This window comes from Methylobacterium sp. GC_Met_3 (assembly GCF_026540775.1).
Classification (GTDB): Bacteria; Pseudomonadota; Alphaproteobacteria; order Rhizobiales; family Beijerinckiaceae; genus Methylobacterium.
Genome location: NZ_JALNUL010000023.1, coordinates 60,738 through 74,933 on the forward strand (window position 1 = coordinate 60,738; position 14,196 = coordinate 74,933).

General features: G+C 69.3%; 16 protein-coding genes. 6 read left to right on the forward strand and 10 right to left on the reverse strand.

The features are described from left to right. Positions 1 to 198: 198 nt before the first annotated feature. Positions 199 to 1,113 (reverse strand): L-threonate dehydrogenase, encoded by a 915-nt coding sequence (gene ltnD / locus OXS27_RS21845; protein ID WP_267358653.1) that lies wholly within the window; start codon positions 1,111 to 1,113, stop codon positions 199 to 201. Positions 1,114 to 1,205: 92 nt separating this feature from the next. Beyond that, positions 1,206 to 2,528 carry an MFS transporter gene (locus OXS27_RS21850; RefSeq protein WP_243916321.1) on the reverse strand — a complete coding sequence of 441 codons (1,323 nt, stop codon included), beginning with the start codon at positions 2,526 to 2,528 and terminating at the stop codon, positions 1,206 to 1,208. Positions 2,529 to 2,987: 459 nt separating this feature from the next. Between OXS27_RS21850 and OXS27_RS21855 the strand changes: the two genes are divergently transcribed. Further along, positions 2,988 to 3,995 carry a LacI family DNA-binding transcriptional regulator gene (locus OXS27_RS21855; protein WP_267358654.1) on the forward strand — a complete coding sequence of 336 codons (1,008 nt, stop codon included), beginning with the start codon at positions 2,988 to 2,990 and terminating at the stop codon, positions 3,993 to 3,995. Then, positions 3,992 to 4,672, forward strand: a complete 681-nt coding sequence (locus OXS27_RS21860; RefSeq protein WP_267358655.1) for an aldolase — start codon at positions 3,992 to 3,994, stop codon at positions 4,670 to 4,672. The genes OXS27_RS21855 and OXS27_RS21860 overlap by 4 nt, the downstream gene beginning before the upstream one ends. A gap of 171 nt (positions 4,673 to 4,843) precedes the next feature. On the opposite strand, the gene glyS is transcribed toward OXS27_RS21860, so the two are convergent. Both glyS and OXS27_RS21870 read right to left on the reverse strand, forming a co-directional pair. Next, complete coding sequence (glyS, locus tag OXS27_RS21865; RefSeq protein ID WP_267358656.1) at positions 4,844 to 6,985, reverse strand: glycine--tRNA ligase subunit beta; 2,142 nt, start codon at positions 6,983 to 6,985, stop codon at positions 4,844 to 4,846. 51 nt (positions 6,986 to 7,036) lie between these two features. Continuing rightward, complete coding sequence (locus tag OXS27_RS21870) at positions 7,037 to 7,480, reverse strand: hypothetical protein (protein ID WP_267358657.1); 444 nt, start codon at positions 7,478 to 7,480, stop codon at positions 7,037 to 7,039. Positions 7,481 to 7,625: 145 nt separating this feature from the next. Here OXS27_RS21870 and OXS27_RS21875 point away from each other — a divergent pair, with 145 nt between their 5' ends. Both OXS27_RS21875 and OXS27_RS21880 read left to right on the forward strand, forming a co-directional pair. Beyond that, positions 7,626 to 7,865: a DUF4926 domain-containing protein gene (locus OXS27_RS21875; RefSeq protein ID WP_267358658.1), complete on the forward strand. Its 240-nt coding sequence runs from the start codon at positions 7,626 to 7,628 to the stop codon at positions 7,863 to 7,865. 5 nt (positions 7,866 to 7,870) lie between these two features. Then, positions 7,871 to 8,212, forward strand: coding sequence for a DUF6883 domain-containing protein (locus tag OXS27_RS21880; RefSeq protein WP_267358659.1), 342 nt, complete (start codon positions 7,871 to 7,873; stop codon positions 8,210 to 8,212). 11 nt (positions 8,213 to 8,223) lie between these two features. On the opposite strand, the gene OXS27_RS21885 is transcribed toward OXS27_RS21880, so the two are convergent. Next, positions 8,224 to 9,138, reverse strand: coding sequence for a glycine--tRNA ligase subunit alpha (locus OXS27_RS21885; protein ID WP_267358660.1), 915 nt, complete (start codon positions 9,136 to 9,138; stop codon positions 8,224 to 8,226). Between the two features lie 159 nt (positions 9,139 to 9,297). On the opposite strand from OXS27_RS21885, the gene OXS27_RS21890 reads away from it, so the two are divergent. Further along, positions 9,298 to 9,756, forward strand: a complete 459-nt coding sequence (locus tag OXS27_RS21890) for a GNAT family N-acetyltransferase (protein WP_243926490.1) — start codon at positions 9,298 to 9,300, stop codon at positions 9,754 to 9,756. Between the two features lie 147 nt (positions 9,757 to 9,903). Then, complete coding sequence (locus OXS27_RS21895; protein WP_267358661.1) at positions 9,904 to 10,182, forward strand: hypothetical protein; 279 nt, start codon at positions 9,904 to 9,906, stop codon at positions 10,180 to 10,182. Positions 10,183 to 10,197: 15 nt separating this feature from the next. On the opposite strand, the gene OXS27_RS21900 is transcribed toward OXS27_RS21895, so the two are convergent. The 5 genes from OXS27_RS21900 to OXS27_RS21920 all read right to left on the reverse strand — a co-directional run. Next, complete coding sequence (locus OXS27_RS21900) at positions 10,198 to 11,802, reverse strand: Na+/H+ antiporter (protein ID WP_267358662.1); 1,605 nt, start codon at positions 11,800 to 11,802, stop codon at positions 10,198 to 10,200. Positions 11,803 to 11,990: 188 nt separating this feature from the next. After that, the gene (locus OXS27_RS21905) at positions 11,991 to 12,236 is read right to left on the reverse strand and encodes a toxin-antitoxin system HicB family antitoxin (RefSeq protein WP_243926496.1); all 246 of its coding nucleotides are present in this window, start codon (positions 12,234 to 12,236) and stop codon (positions 11,991 to 11,993) included. A 39-nt stretch (positions 12,237 to 12,275) separates the two neighbouring features. Beyond that, positions 12,276 to 12,788, reverse strand: a complete 513-nt coding sequence (locus OXS27_RS21910) for an MmcB family DNA repair protein (protein ID WP_267358663.1) — start codon at positions 12,786 to 12,788, stop codon at positions 12,276 to 12,278. A 108-nt stretch (positions 12,789 to 12,896) separates the two neighbouring features. Further along, entirely contained in the window at positions 12,897 to 13,673 is a 777-nt protein-coding gene (locus OXS27_RS21915; protein WP_267358664.1) for a cobalamin-binding protein, read from the reverse strand. A 16-nt stretch (positions 13,674 to 13,689) separates the two neighbouring features. Further along, a partial coding sequence (locus tag OXS27_RS21920; RefSeq protein ID WP_267358665.1) for a DedA family protein occupies positions 13,690 to 14,196 on the reverse strand: 507 nt, incomplete at its 5' end.

Sequence of the window (14,196 nt, forward strand, 5' to 3'; positions counted from 1 at the left end):
CTATTCGATTCTCGACATGCGTCCGATCCGCTCTTCGGACCTTCATCCAATCAATCCACCTCATCCTGAGGTGCGGCGAAGCCGCCTCGAAGGAGCACTCCAGCAGACCGCGCGATCCCTGGATCCCTCCTTCGAGGCCTGCGCCGCGCTCCGGCACCTCAGGAGGAGGACGTAGATGGGACAGGCCGTTGCCAAGCGTTACGCCTTCCCCGGCAGCGTCGCGCCCGAGACCTGCGCGTAGAGCCGCGCCACGGAGGCGTCATCGTCCCGGCCCATGCCCGCGCCCGACGCCATCAGGAACATCTGCAGAGCCGCGGCCGCCACCGGAACCGGGTATTTTTCCGCCCGCGCCATGTCCTGTACGATGCCGAGATCCTTGACGAAGATGTCGACCGCGCTCTTCGGGCTGTAATCCGCATCGAGGATGTGGGGCACCCGGTTCTCGAACATCCAGGAACTGCCAGCGGATTTCGTGATCACCTCGTAGACGCGCCGCAAGTCGAGGCCCTGCTTGGCCGCGAACGCCATCGCCTCACAGGCGGCGGCGATGTGGACGCCCGCGAGCAGTTGGTTGATCATCTTGAAGGCCGCGCCCTGGCCGGCCGCATCGCCGAGTTCGTAGAGCGTGCCCGCCATGGCATCGAGGGCGGGCCGCGCCTTCGCGAAGGCGGCCGCCGAGCCCGAGGCCAGGAAGGTCAGGCCACCGTCGGCCGCGCGGGCGGCGCCGCCGCTCATCGGGGCGTCGAGGAAGTGGCGGCCGGTGGCCTCCAGCCGGGCCGCCAGGGTGCGCGCGACAGCCGGGTCCATGGTGGCGGAGGAGACGAACACCGCGCCCCCCGGCATCGCGGCCGCGGCGCCGGCCTCGCCGAACAGCACCGCCTCGGTCTGGGCGGCGTTGACCACCACGCTCACCACCACGTCGGCGTCCCGCGCCGCCTCGGCCGGGTTCGGGGCTCCCCGGCCGCCGGCCGCTTCAAAGCGCGCCACCGCCTCCGGGTTCACATCGCAGGCGGCGACGGAAAACCCCGCCCGCAGGAGCGTGCCAGCCATGCCGGAGCCCATGGAGCCCAGGCCGATCACCGCGGCGCGGCGGGTGGGGGTGTCGGTGGTCATGGGAGGCCTCTTGAATTCCACAGGCGGTATCTCATGCGCCCCGTCATCAAGCTCGACGCGCTCTCCTCCCCCTTGTGGGGAGGGGAAAGGCCTCAGCGGTTGACCATCCGGGCCGGCGTCACGAACACGCAGATCGAGCCGACCACCAGCATCACGGCCAGTGCGTAGAGGCCGGTGGCGGTGCTGCCGGTGGCGTCGCGCAGGGCCCCGATCACGTAGGGGCTGACGAAACCCGCCAGATTCCCCACCGAGTTGATCAGCGCGATCCCGGCCGCCGCGCCTGCGCCGCTCAGGAACGCCGTGGGCAGCGACCAGAACAGGGGCGAGCAGGTCAGCACCCCGGCCGCCGCCACCGAGAGCGCCGCCACCGCCACCGTGGTCGAGCCGGCATTGGCCGAAACCACGAAGCCCACCGCCCCGATCAGCGCCGGGATGATCAGGTGCCAGCGCCGCTCGCGCATCCGGTCGGCGGAGAGGCCCAGCAGGACCATCACCACCGCCGCGCACAGGAACGGGATCGCGCTGATCAGGCCGATGTTGAAGTTGCCCTGCACGCCGGACGCCTTGACGATGGTCGGCATCCAGAAGGTCAGCCCGTACTGGCCGGTCACGAAGGCGAAGTAGATCAGGCTCATGAACCACACGCGGCCGTTGCGGAACACCGTGGCGATCGAGTGCGGGCTCGTCTCCTTGCCCTGGTTGTCAGCCGCGATGTCGCGCTCGAGAAGCTGCTTCTCGGCGTCGGTCAGCCACTTCGCCTCGGACGGGCGATTGTCGAGGTAGAGGAACACGGCGACGCCGATCAGCACCGCCGGCACCGCCTCGATCAGGAACATCCACTGCCAGCCGGACAGGCCGTGGGTGCCGTTGAGCGCGTCCATGATCCAGCCGGAGAGCGGGTTGCCGAAGATCCCGGAGATCGGGATCGCCGCCATGAACACCGCGATCACCTTGGCCCGGCGATGGGCGGGGAACCACGAGGTCGTGTAGAGGATCACGCCCGGATAGAAGCCGGCCTCGGCCAGCCCGAGCAGGAAGCGCATCCCGTAGAAGCTCCATTCGGAGTTCACGAACACGAAGGCGCCGGAGATGATCCCCCAGGTGACCATGATCCGGGCGATCCAGACCCGGGCGCCGACCCGATGCAGGATCACGTTCGACGGCACCTCGAACAGGAAATAGCCGAGGAAGAAGATCCCGGCGCCGAGCCCGTAGACTGTCTCGGAGAACTTCAGCTCCTGGGACATCTGGAGCTTGGCGAAGCCGACATTCACCCGGTCGAGATACGCCACCACGTAGCAGAGCATCAGGAACGGCACGAGGCGCCAGAACACCTTCGCGTAGGTGCGGTCGGCGAAGGTCTTGTCGTCCGCTTGTGCGGTGGCGCCCCCGAGCGGGGCGGCTTGGACCGGCATGGGCGTTCTCCCTGGTCCGCACGATCCCGCGTCCGGACGAATAGTGGTCTTCGCCGCTCGATGGCGACGTTGCGCGGAGCGATAACGCAGTTTGGCAGCGCTGCCAATCCGGTTGTGCGAGATAATGCAGGCGGCTATGTCAGGTGTCGCAACGCGCCCTCTCTCCCGTGCGGGCTTGCGAATTCACACGTCTCGCTCCGAGGCTGAAAGCTCTCAGGAGAACGCGCTTTTCCCTCCCCCTTGCGGGGAGGGGTCAGGGGTGGAGCAGAAGGCACCGCCACGCCTGATCCTGCACCACCCCCACCTCCAACTCCTCCCCGCAGGGGGGAGGAGAGAGTGTCGGCGCAGTTGTGTGAACATCGGAGCCCGCACGGGAGGAGGGACCCGCGCCCGACCGGATCCGTTCGGCCACTGGGCGCTGTCATCGCATAAGAAAACCGCGCCGGGAGAAGCGGGGCCATGGACGACATCCAGCCGCCGGGGCGGCTCGTCACCCTCACCGATGTCGCCCGCGCGGCGGGCGTCGGCGAGAGCACGGTCTCGCGGGTCCTGCGCAACCACGGTTCCTATTCCAAGCGCGCCGGCGAGCGGGTGGCGGAGGCGGTCGCCCGCCTGGGCTACGTGCCGAACCGGCTGGCCGGCAGCTTGGCGGGGCAGGGGGCGAGCGCGCGGCTCGTCGGCGTCGTGATCCCATCGCTCGCCAACGTGGTCTTCCCCGATCTGCTGCGCGGGCTGACGGCGGCGCTCGACGTCGAGGGCATCCCCTGCGTGATCGGGGTCAGCGACTACGATCCGGACCGGGAGGAGGCGCTGGTTGCCGCGCTCCTGTCCTGGCGCCCGGCGGCGGTGCTGCTCACCGGGCTGGAGCACAATCCCGGAACCGTCGCCTTGGCGAAGGCCGGGGGCGTGCGCGTGGTCGAGATGATCGACACGGACGGGGCGGGGATCGACGCGGTCGTCGGCTTCTCCAACCGGGCCGTCGGGGCGGCGAGCGCCCGCCACCTCATCGCGCGGGGCTACCGGCGGATCGCCTATCTCGGCCACGACCTCACGATCGATCTCCGGGCGGGCAAGCGGCTGGCCGGGTTCGAGCATGCCCTGGGGGAAGCGGGTCTGAGGCTTGAGGCCAAAGAAATCCGGCCGGGGCCGTCCTCGCCGGCTTCGGGCCGGGCGGGGCTGGAGGCGCTGCTGGCGCGCGTTTCCGACCTCGATGCGGTCTACTTCTCCAACGACGACATGGCGCTCGGCGGCTATTTCGCCTGCCTGGCGGCGGGGCTGGCGGTGCCGGGGCGGCTGGCGCTGTTCGGCTTCAACGGGCTCGACTTCGCGGCCGCGATGCCCCAGCCCCTGTCGACGGTGCGCACGCCGCGCCTGGAGATCGGCCGCCAGGCCGCCGCTTGCCTGACCGGCGAAGGCCCGAAAAAAATCGATCTCGGATTCGAGCTGATCGAGGGAGCGACCGCATGAGCGACGAGAGCCGGCTGCGCGAGGAGATCTGCCGCTACGGCCGCTCGCTGTTCGAGCGGGGCCTGACGCCGGGCTCGTCGGGCAACATCTCGCTGCGCCTGCCCGACGGCGGCTGGCTGGTGACGCCGACCAACGCCTCGCTCGGCTTCCTCGACCCGGCACGGATCTCGCGGCTGGACGAGCAGGGGCGTCTCGTCTCGGGCGACAAGCCCACCAAGGAGATCCCGCTGCACAGCGCGCTCTACGAGAGCCGGAGCGAGGCCAAGGCCATCGTCCACCTGCACTCGACCCATGCGGTGGCGGTGTCGATGCTGCCGGAGATCGACCCGTGGCAGGTGCTGCCGCCGCTGACGCCCTACTACCTGATGCGCACCGGCGGCACGGCGCTGGTGCCCTATTACCGCCCCGGCGACCCGGCCGTGGCGGACGCGATCCGGGGGCTGGCCGGGAAGTACAGTTCGGTGTTGCTCGCCAATCACGGCCCGGTGGTGGCCGGCGACAGTCTGGAGGGCGCGGTCTTCGCCACCGAGGAATTGGAAGAGACCGCCAAGCTGTATTTGCTACTTCGCAATCTCAACCCGCGGCAGTTGAGCCCTGGGCAGGTGGCCGATCTGGTGAGCCATTTCGGGCTGAGCCTGCCGGAGGCCGAGGATCATACCGGGCACGATCACGGGTGAGGGCGGTGGGCTCGCACTCCCATCAAACCACCTCATCCTGAGGTGCGAGCGCAGCGAGCCTCGAAGGAGCCCTCCAGAAGCCGTACCGATCCCTGGAGCCATCCTTCGAGGCCTCCGCTACGCTCCGGCGCCTCAGGATGAGGGCGCAGGGGGGAGCAAGGGCGTCGCGTCTTACCCCTCGATCTTGGCGAACTCCGCCACCTCCCGCGTTGCGGCGCGCAGCGCGTTGAGCAGCAGCAGGCGGTTCTCGCGAAGCTTCGGATCAGGGGCGTTGACGGTGACGTCCTGGAAGAACGCGTCCACCGGCGCCCGCAGCGTCGAGAGCGCCTGCATGGCCCCGGCGAAATCCTCTCGGGTTACGGCCGCCGAAGCGGTTTCCCGCGCCTTCGCCAGGGCCTCGGCGAGCGCCCGTTCGGCCGGCTCGCCTGCTGCCGCGAGGGCGGCATCGGGTTCGGAATCGTAGGCGCGGCCGTCCTTCTTCTCCTCTATGCGCAGAATGTTGGCCGCGCGCTTGTAGCCGGCCAGCAGGTTCTTTCCGTCCTCGGTGTCGAGGAATTGTCCGAGCGCCTCGACCCGGCGGACAACCATCAGCAGGTCGTCTTGGCCGGGCAGGGCGAAGACGGCGTCGATCAGGTCGTGGCGAGCGCCCTTATCGCGGAGGTAGACTTTGAGGCGGTCGGCGAAGAAGCCGAGGAGATTACCGTCCGAGGCATTGAAGATCCGCGGAAAGGCCTCGCTCTCCGTTCCTTCTCCAGTGACCGCGGAGACCAAACGTTTGTATGCATTGAATGCATGCTCAGACAACTTGAGCCGCAATCCATTCTCGACCACGATTCGGATCACGCCGAGAGCTGCCCTTCGCAGAGCGAACGGATCCTTGCTGCCGGTGGGCTTTTCGTTGATGAACCAAAAGCCCACCAACGTGTCGAGCTTGTCGGCAAGCGCCACCGCGATGGACACCGGATCGCTCGGCACCCGATCCGAGGGACCAACCGGCTTATAATGCTCCTCGAGCGCCGCGCAGACGCTCGAGTGCTCGCCCTGAAGCGCCGCGTATTTGCGCCCCATCAGCCCCTGCAACTCCGGAAACTCACCGACCATCTCGGTGACGAGATCGGCCTTGGCGAGGCGCGCCGCGCGCTCGGCGAGCGCCGGATCCGCGCCGACCACCAGCGCGAGTTCCTTGGCCAAGGCGGCGATGCGGGCGATCCGCTCGCCCTGCGTGCCGAGCTTCTCGTGGAAGACGATCGTATCGAGCTTGGGCAGCCGATCTTCCAGACGGATCGCCTTGTCGGTCTCCCAGAAGAATTTCGCGTCCGACAGGCGCGCCCGCACCACCCGCTCGTTGCCGGCGGTGATCGCCTGCCCGCCATCCGAAGCCACGAGGTTCGAGACCAGGATGAAGGCCGGGGCCAGATCCTCCGAGCCGCCCTTGCGCAGCACGAAGCACTTCTGGTTCGCCCGGATCGTCGCGCGGATCGCCTCGGCGGGGATGTCGAGGAAGGCGTCGTCGAACGAGCCCATCAGCACCACCGGCCATTCCACGAGGCCCGAGACCTCGTCCAGCAGGCCCTCATCCTCCACGAGGTCGAGACCCCGGGCGAAGGCGAGGTCGCGGGCGTCGTGCAGGATCACGTCCTTGCGCCGCTCGGGATCGAGGATGACCTTCGCCCGTTCCAGCGCCTGGATGTAGTCGTCGAACCGGCGCACCTCGATCGCCTCGGGGGCGAGGAAGCGGTGGCCGTAGGTCGTGGTGCCGGCCGCGATCCCGCCGACCGAGAACGCCACGACCTCCGGCGTCTCGGTCTCCGGCCCGAAGGTGGCGACGATCGATTGCAGCGGGCGCACCCAGCGCAAGGCGCCCGGCTCGGCCGAGGCCGCACCCCAGCGCATGGATTTCGGCCAGGGGAAATTCTTGATGATCTCGGGCAGGAGTTCGGCCAGGACGTCCAGCGTCTCGCGACCGGGGCGCTCGATCACCGCGAGGTAGAACTCGCCCTTCTTGGGATCGGTAACCGTCGTGGCCTGATCGAGGCTCGCCAGCCCCGCGCCCTTCAGGAAGCCTTGGACCGCCGCCTCGGGTGCGCCGACCCGCGGGCCCCGGCGCTCCTCGCGCACCGCCTCGCCCCGGGCGGGCAGGCCGGCGATGTGGAGGGCGAGCCGGCGTGGGGTCGAGAACGCCTTGGCGCCCTCGTACAGGAAGCCGCGCGCCACCAGTGCGTCGGTGACGAGCTTCTTGAGATCCTCAGCCGCGCGCCGCTGCATGCGGGCGGGGATCTCTTCCGAGCGGAGTTCGAGCAGGAGGTCGGGCATGGCGCGGCCATATCGCCGCGTTGCACCCCTGTCGAGGGCCGGGGATCCGCCTCAGCGCGCCTCGCCCTTGAGGATGGTCGAGAGCTGCCACTTGCGGTCGCCGATCGCGTGGGCGTCGGAGACCTTCCAGCCGCCATCCTCGCGCACGAGATCGTAGACGATCGCCTTGGAGCCGTCGCCGCCCTTGCGCTCCACCGTGACCTTCGCTTGGTCCTTGCCCTCCGTGGCCTCCTTGAAGGTGAGGTTCTTCACCGTGTCGGGCTTCAGGGGCTCGCCGTTGAGGCGAAAGTCGAAATCCAGGTTGCCGGTGGCGCCGTTGGCCTGCTTGGCGTCGGCGTCGAACAGGCCCTGGAGGCGCTTCGAGTAGACCGCGGAGTGATTCGAGTGCGGCTCGGCGTAGAGCTTCTTCACGACGGCCTCCGGGCCGGGATCGGCCGCCAGCGCGGGGGCGAGGCCGAATCCGAGGAGGCTGAGGGCGAGGAGGGTCTTCTTCATCAGGTGTTTCCCGCGTCTGCGGACGCGCCGGAGCGCGCCGGTTGGCGGGGGTTGCAACGCGCGAGGGCGCCAGGGGCTCCGCCGGGACGCAGCGGCGAACCGGATCGGTCTTGCGCGAGCGCCGACGGTGCGCACATGATACAGCATGTCGTTCGACACGCTGTATCAGTCGCGTGCGCCAGTCACGCAGCCACAGGGCCTCGCCGAGTTGAGCGTGGTCGCACTGCTGCGGGACGTGGTGACCGATGACGGCGTGACGGTTCCTGCAGGGGCGGAAGGCACCATTGTCGGTGTCTGGGGCGACGGCGAGGCCTACGAGGTCGAGTTCGATGAGCCGGTCGTCGGCAACGCGACGGTTCAGGCGGACGCCCTGCGTGCGGTCTGACGCAGGTGACTGACGATCACGGCGACTGGACTCCCGATCTGACAATCGCCGAGTCCAAGATCCACGGCTACCTGCTCAATCTCGATCACCGAAAAGGCCGTCACAAGGCCCGTGTTCTGCTGGCTTGCGGCTTCACGCAAGCCAGCGGCTCCCTGCTCATTGCTGCCCTGTTCAGCCATGCGCGCCCGAGCCAGCTGGTGCGAGAGGTCGATGACGCCTACGGACGCAAATACGTCTACGAGGGTCCCCTCGAGACCCCCGACGGCAGCAACCCGCTGTTTCGCTCCGTCTGGCAATCGAAGCCCGACGACCCGCGCCGATACTTCTGCACGGCCTATCCGCTGTAGGCCGCGCCGCCTCACGCGCCCCCGGCGGCCGTCCTCAACCACGCCGCGCCGCAGGCCTTGGCCAGTTCCCGGACCCGTAGGATGTAGCTCTGGCGTTCGGTCACGGAGATCACGCCGCGCGCGTCGAGCAAATTGAAGACGTGGCTCGCCTTGATGCACTGGTCGTAGGCCGGCTGCGCCATCCGGTGGCGCTGGCTGTTGGCGCCGGCCTCCGGTTCGCCCGCATCGAGATAGGTCCGGCAGGCAGCCTCGGCGTCGGTGAATTGCCGGAACAGCATGGCGGTGTCGGCCGCCTCGAAGTTGTGGCGGGAATATTCCTGCTCGGCCTGCAGGAACACATCGCCGTAGGTGACCCGGTCCGGGCCCTCGGCGCCGTTGAAATCGAGATCGTAGACGTTCTCGACGCCCTGGACGTACATGGCGAGCCGCTCCAGCCCGTAGGTCAATTCGCCCGCCACCGGCGCGCACTCGAAGCCCGCGACCTGCTGGAAATAGGTGAACTGGCTGACCTCCATCCCGTCGCACCAGCACTCCCAGCCGAGGCCCCAGGCGCCGAGCGTCGGGCTCTCCCAATCGTCCTCGACGAAGCGGATGTCGTGGAGCGTCAGGTCGACCCCGATGGCCCTGAGCGAGGCGAGGTAGAGCTCCTGCAGGTTGGGCGGGTTCGGCTTCAGGATCACCTGGAATTGGTAATAGTGCTGGAGCCGGTTGGGGTTCTCGCCGTAGCGGCCGTCCTTGGGCCGGCGCGACGGCTGGACATAGGCCGCCTTCCACGGCTTCGGGCCGAGCGCCCGCAGGGTCGTGGCCGGATGGAACGTGCCGGCGCCGACCTCCATGTCGTAGGGCTGGAGAATCACGCAGCCCTGCGCCGCCCAGAATTCCTGAAGCGTCAGGATCAGACCCTGGAAGGATTTTTTTTCGGACATGGGGGCGAAGGCTCGGGCTCGTGCGGCGGCTCGGACCGCCGGCGGGCCGGTTTAGGTGCGGGCGGGCGGGGGTGCAAGGTGACCAATGCAAGACCGCCCGGCTTGCGCGTCCGGGCCGGATGGTGATCCGATCCCGCAGATCTGCACCCGGAGGACACCATGGACGCCGATACGACCGCCCTCACGATCCGCCCGATCGGCCCCGGCGACCGGGCGGCGTGGCTGCCGCTCTGGCGCGGCTATCAGGCCTTCTACAAGGTCGACCTCTCCGAGGCGGTCACCGACACGACCTGGGCCCGCCTCAACGATCCAGCCGAGCCGGTCGACGGCGCCCTGGCGTGGCGCGGCGCCGAGGCGGTCGGTCTCGTCCATCACATCCGTCATCGCTCGGCCTGGACGGTCGGCGATTATTGCTACCTGCAGGACCTGTTCGTGGCGGACGGGACCCGCGGCCTCGGGATCGGCCGGCGGCTGATCGAGCACGTCTACGCGGCCGCGAAGGCCGCCGGATGCGCGCGCGTCCATTGGCTGACGCACGAGACCAACGCGGACGCGATGCAACTCTACGATCGCATCGCCGAGAAGTCCGGCTTCGTGCAGTACCGCAAGCTGTTCTGACATCTGCACCGACGTGCGCGGCGACACCCAAGCGTGGCGGTTTTTGGGCAATAACCCGGAACCGCCGAGCTGACGGCCAAGTTATCAGCGCAAAAGGGGATCTCGGCACCTCAGCGCTGCCGAACGGAATACGTCGGACGACCAGCCATGCGCACCAACCGCACCGTTAACACTTTCGGCCGCAAGAACATCGCCGTCCTGGCCGCGCTTGCCGTCTCATCTCTGGTTGCCACGCCGTTCGTGATGAGCGCCAGCCGCGCGCTCGCGACCGCCGAGGACCAGCCGATCGCCGCGACCCTGCGGGTCGAGCCGGTGGAGGTCTCCCCGGTGACTCTCGCGCCGAAGGCCGGGGCGGGCTGCGCCCGCAAGGTGCGGGTGGTCTACAGCGGCTACGGCCAGCCGGCGGATGGCTGCGCCGCTCACTGAGGGCAGACAGCAGACTCAGCCGTGGGCCGGCGCGGTTCCGGCCAAGCGCTTGAGGTGGAGTTCCTCCAGATCGATCTCCGTCTCGAGCTGACGCAGCACCGAACTGTGGATTCGGTTCTGCCGGTGCAGGTCGATCAGCGCCGACCGGCCTGAACGCACGGCGAGCAGTGCGGCGGCGAAGTGCTCGGTCTTCTCGGCCGCGAGGGCTTTCCGCTCGTCGCGGTCCCGGGCGGTGGCCCGGACCCGGCGGCGGTATTCCTCCACAAGCCGCGGATGCTGCGGTGACCCGGTTTCAGGAAACACCAATCCCTCGAGCGCGGCGAGGCCCGCCTCGTTGACCACCACCCGGGCCATGGGCGCGTCGAGATGGCCGTCGGGCAGATCCGTGGTGGGATCGAGCCGCAGCCGGCGGATCAGCGATCCCAGCGTCGTCCCCTGGACCAGCACCGTGAACAGGATCACCACGAAGGCTGCCAGCAGGATCGCGTCGCGGCCCGGGAAATCCACCGGCAGCGCCAGGGCGGCCGCCAGCGTCACCACCCCGCGCATCCCGGCCCAGCCGACGATCAACGGCACTGCGGGGTTCGGCGGCGGCTCCTCCGCGCGCACTCGCGCCGACAGGGTCCGCCGGAGGTAGACGGCGGGAAACACCCAGACCAGACGGGCGACCACGCAGGCCGCCGTGACGGCGAGCGCCAGGGGCAGCCCCGCCGCGAGCGATCCGAACTCACCGCCTGTCCGAGCCAGCACGCCACGGAGCGCCAGCCCGATCAGCACGAAGACCAGCGCCTCCAGCACGAAGACCACGAATTGCCACACCGCCACGGCGTGACGGCGCGCCTGGGCGTCGAAGGTCTCGTGCTCCCGCCCGCCCATCATCAGGCCGCAGGTCACCACGGCGAGCACCCCGGAGGCGTGGACCTCCTCGGCCGCGAGATAGGCGGCGTAGGAGGCCAGGAAGCTCAGCACCGTGATGGCGTTGGCATCGTGCAGCCGCCGCACCAGTGTGTTCACCGCCAAGCCGCAGACGAGCCCCATCGTGACGCCCGCTACCGCGAGCCACGCGAAGCTGCCGGCCGCCGACCACGCGCTGAAGCTGCCGGTCAGCGCCGCCGCCACGGCGAGCCGGTAGAGCACGAGGCCGGACGCGTCATTCACCAGGCTCTCGCCCTCCAGCACCGTGATCATCCGCCGGGGCAGGGCGACCCGGGCGAGCACCGCCTTGGCGGCGACCGCATCCGGCGGCGACACGATGGCGCCGAGCGCGAAGCAGGCCGCCCAGGGCAGGGCCGGCACAACCGCGTGGGCGACGAGGCCGACCACCAGGGTCGTGAACACCACGGCGCCGAGCGACAGGGACAGGATCGGGCCGAGACTCGCCCGGAAGTCGCGCCAGACGGTGAAGTAGGCCGATTCGAGCAGGAGCGGCGGCAGGAACAGGACCATGATCAGGTCCGGATCGAGATCGAAGGCCGGCAGGCCCGGCGCCACGGCCAGCGCCATGCCGCCGAGCACGAGGGCGGCGGCGGGCGGGAAGCCCAGCCGCCCCGCCACAAGCGACAGCAGCAGGGCCGCACCGAGGAGGCCGAGGATCAGCTCGAACAGGGCGACTGAGGTCATCGATCAATCGGGCTCGGCGCTGGATCCAAGGGAAGCGCAGCCGTTCTAGTCAGATTTCAATCCTCGGTGGAATACCACCGCAGACGCACCAGCCCGGATCCCAACGTCCATCGCCGGCCGTACCTGTGAGATGAGCCGCCAGTCTCGGCGTCCGAATTCACCGCGGATGCCCGTCCCACGGTGGCTCGTCAGTCGTTCAGACGATCATCGAGAGCTGGGGGAAAGCCGTTCGGCCGGCTCATGAAGCGATCGAAGGCCTCCAAATCCGCGCGTCGACCACGTTCAGCAAGGAGCGCAGCCGATTGAATCGCCGAAAGCTTCTCGGCAACAGCAGACGCAACGAACGCGGCGAGCGTCGTTCCGCCCTCCCGCGCGATCCGTTCGGCCGCATCCGTCAGCGAATGCGGCAGATGCACTGTAACATCGCCATTCATGTCACCCGCCTCGACGTGAATCGGACCGGAGCGTGTAGCCTACAGCGCCCCTTCCCGCACCGCGCCCGGATCGGCCAGCGCGTGGAGGATGCGCGCGGCGCTGTGGGCGAAGCGCAGCGTCACGGCCTTGCGGCGGGCGCCGCTCAGCGGGTGCTCCGGCGGCTCCCGCAGGATCCCGGCGCCGTAGGCGTCGGCGACGATCAGGCCGCATTCCTCCGGGATCAGCGATTCCGGCACGTCTTCGGGGATCGCGAAGAAGAACCGGTCGCAGAAATCCCGGTAATCCGGCCATTTCCGGTCGGCGCGGAAGTCGGCGACGCTCGACTTGATCTCCACGATCGTGAGCTTGCCCGCCCCGCAGAGCGCGATCACGTCGGCCCGGCGGCCGTTCACGAGGGAGAATTCCGGCAGCGTGACGCAGCCCATCTCGGAGAACAGCCGGCGCACGCCCCGCTGGATCCGCAGGGCCGTGGGCGATTGCCGCCGGTCGGGCGGCAGGAACGCATCGACGACCGCGGGGGCGGAGTCGGGAAGGCCGAGGGAAGCGGACATCAATCGCGGGGGATGCACCTGTACCGAATCGGCACATCCTGCCGATCCGGAGGCCATCCGTCACCTGCGACGCGGGATCACCCCACCCGGCGGGTCACCCCGCGGCAGTCACGCGAGGCAGGCCCGGATCGCGTCGAACCCGTCGGTGAGCGCGGCCGGCCCGGGCTGCAGGATCAGCGGCGACTTGATCTCGTGGATGCGTCCGTCCCGCACCGCCGGGATCGCGGCAAAGCCCGGCCGCGCCCGGATCCGGTCGATGTTGACCCGCTTCCCGCACCACGAGGCAAGGATCACCTCGGGCGCGGCCGCGACCACCTGCTCGGGCGAAACGATCCGGTCCTTCGCGGCCGCCTGACGGCTCAGCTCCGGAAAAACGTCCTGGCCGCCAGCCTGGGCGATCAGGTCCGAGACCCAGCCGATGCCGGAGATCATCGGCGCGTCCCATTCCTCGAAATAGACCCGCAGCTTTGGCCGATCCTGCACAGCGCGCGCCGCCTCCGCGAGTCGCGCCTCGAAGCCGGCCGCCAGGGTCTCGGCCCGTTCGGGAACGCCCACGAGAGCCCCGAGCGTCCGCACCATGGCGAGGCATCCGGACAGATCGCGCTGGTTGAACAGGTGGACCGCCACGCCCGCGCGGGCGAGGTCGGCGACGATGTCGGCCTGGAGGTCCGAGAAGGCCAGGACGAGGTCCGGCGCCAGCGCCAGGATTTTTAGGATGTCGGCGCTGGTGAAGGCCGAGACCCGGGGCTTCTCCTTCCGGACCCGGGGCGGGCGCACCGCGTAGCCCGAGACGCCGACGATCCTGTCCTCCTCGCCCAGCAGGTACAGGGTTTCGACGGTCTCCTCGGTGAGGCAGACGATCCGCTCCGGCGGGAACCGGCGCATCAGCGGTCGCGCCGGATCATCGGTCGAGCCAGGTCAGCAGCCCGGCCCCGGGCGCCAGGAGCACGAAGGCCCAGACGAGCGCGGAGGCGATGTTGGCCGCCTGGAACGGCAGCCGCGACAGGCCCAGGATCCCGGCGAGCAGCGGCACCAGCGCCCGCGCCGGCCCGAAGAACCGCCCGAGCGCCACCGCGGCGATGCCCCACCGGCCGATGAAGGCCTCGGCCTTGGCGGTCAGTTCGGGGTAGCGCCGCAGCGGCCACTTGGTCTTCGCCCCCGGCCCGAGCCAGTGCCCCGCCTCGTAGGAGATCCAGTCGCCCAAAGCGGCGCCGACGGCGGCCCCCAGGACCACCGGCCAGAATGCGATGTCGGCGCCCCCCACCAGCGCGCCGATGGCGATCAGGATCACGGTCGCCGGCACGAACAGCGACAGGACCGCGATCGACTCGCAGAAGGCGAGGCCGCCCGCGATCAGCGGCGTCCAGGCCTTGTGCGCCTCCACGAAGGCGATGGCCGTGGTGCGCAA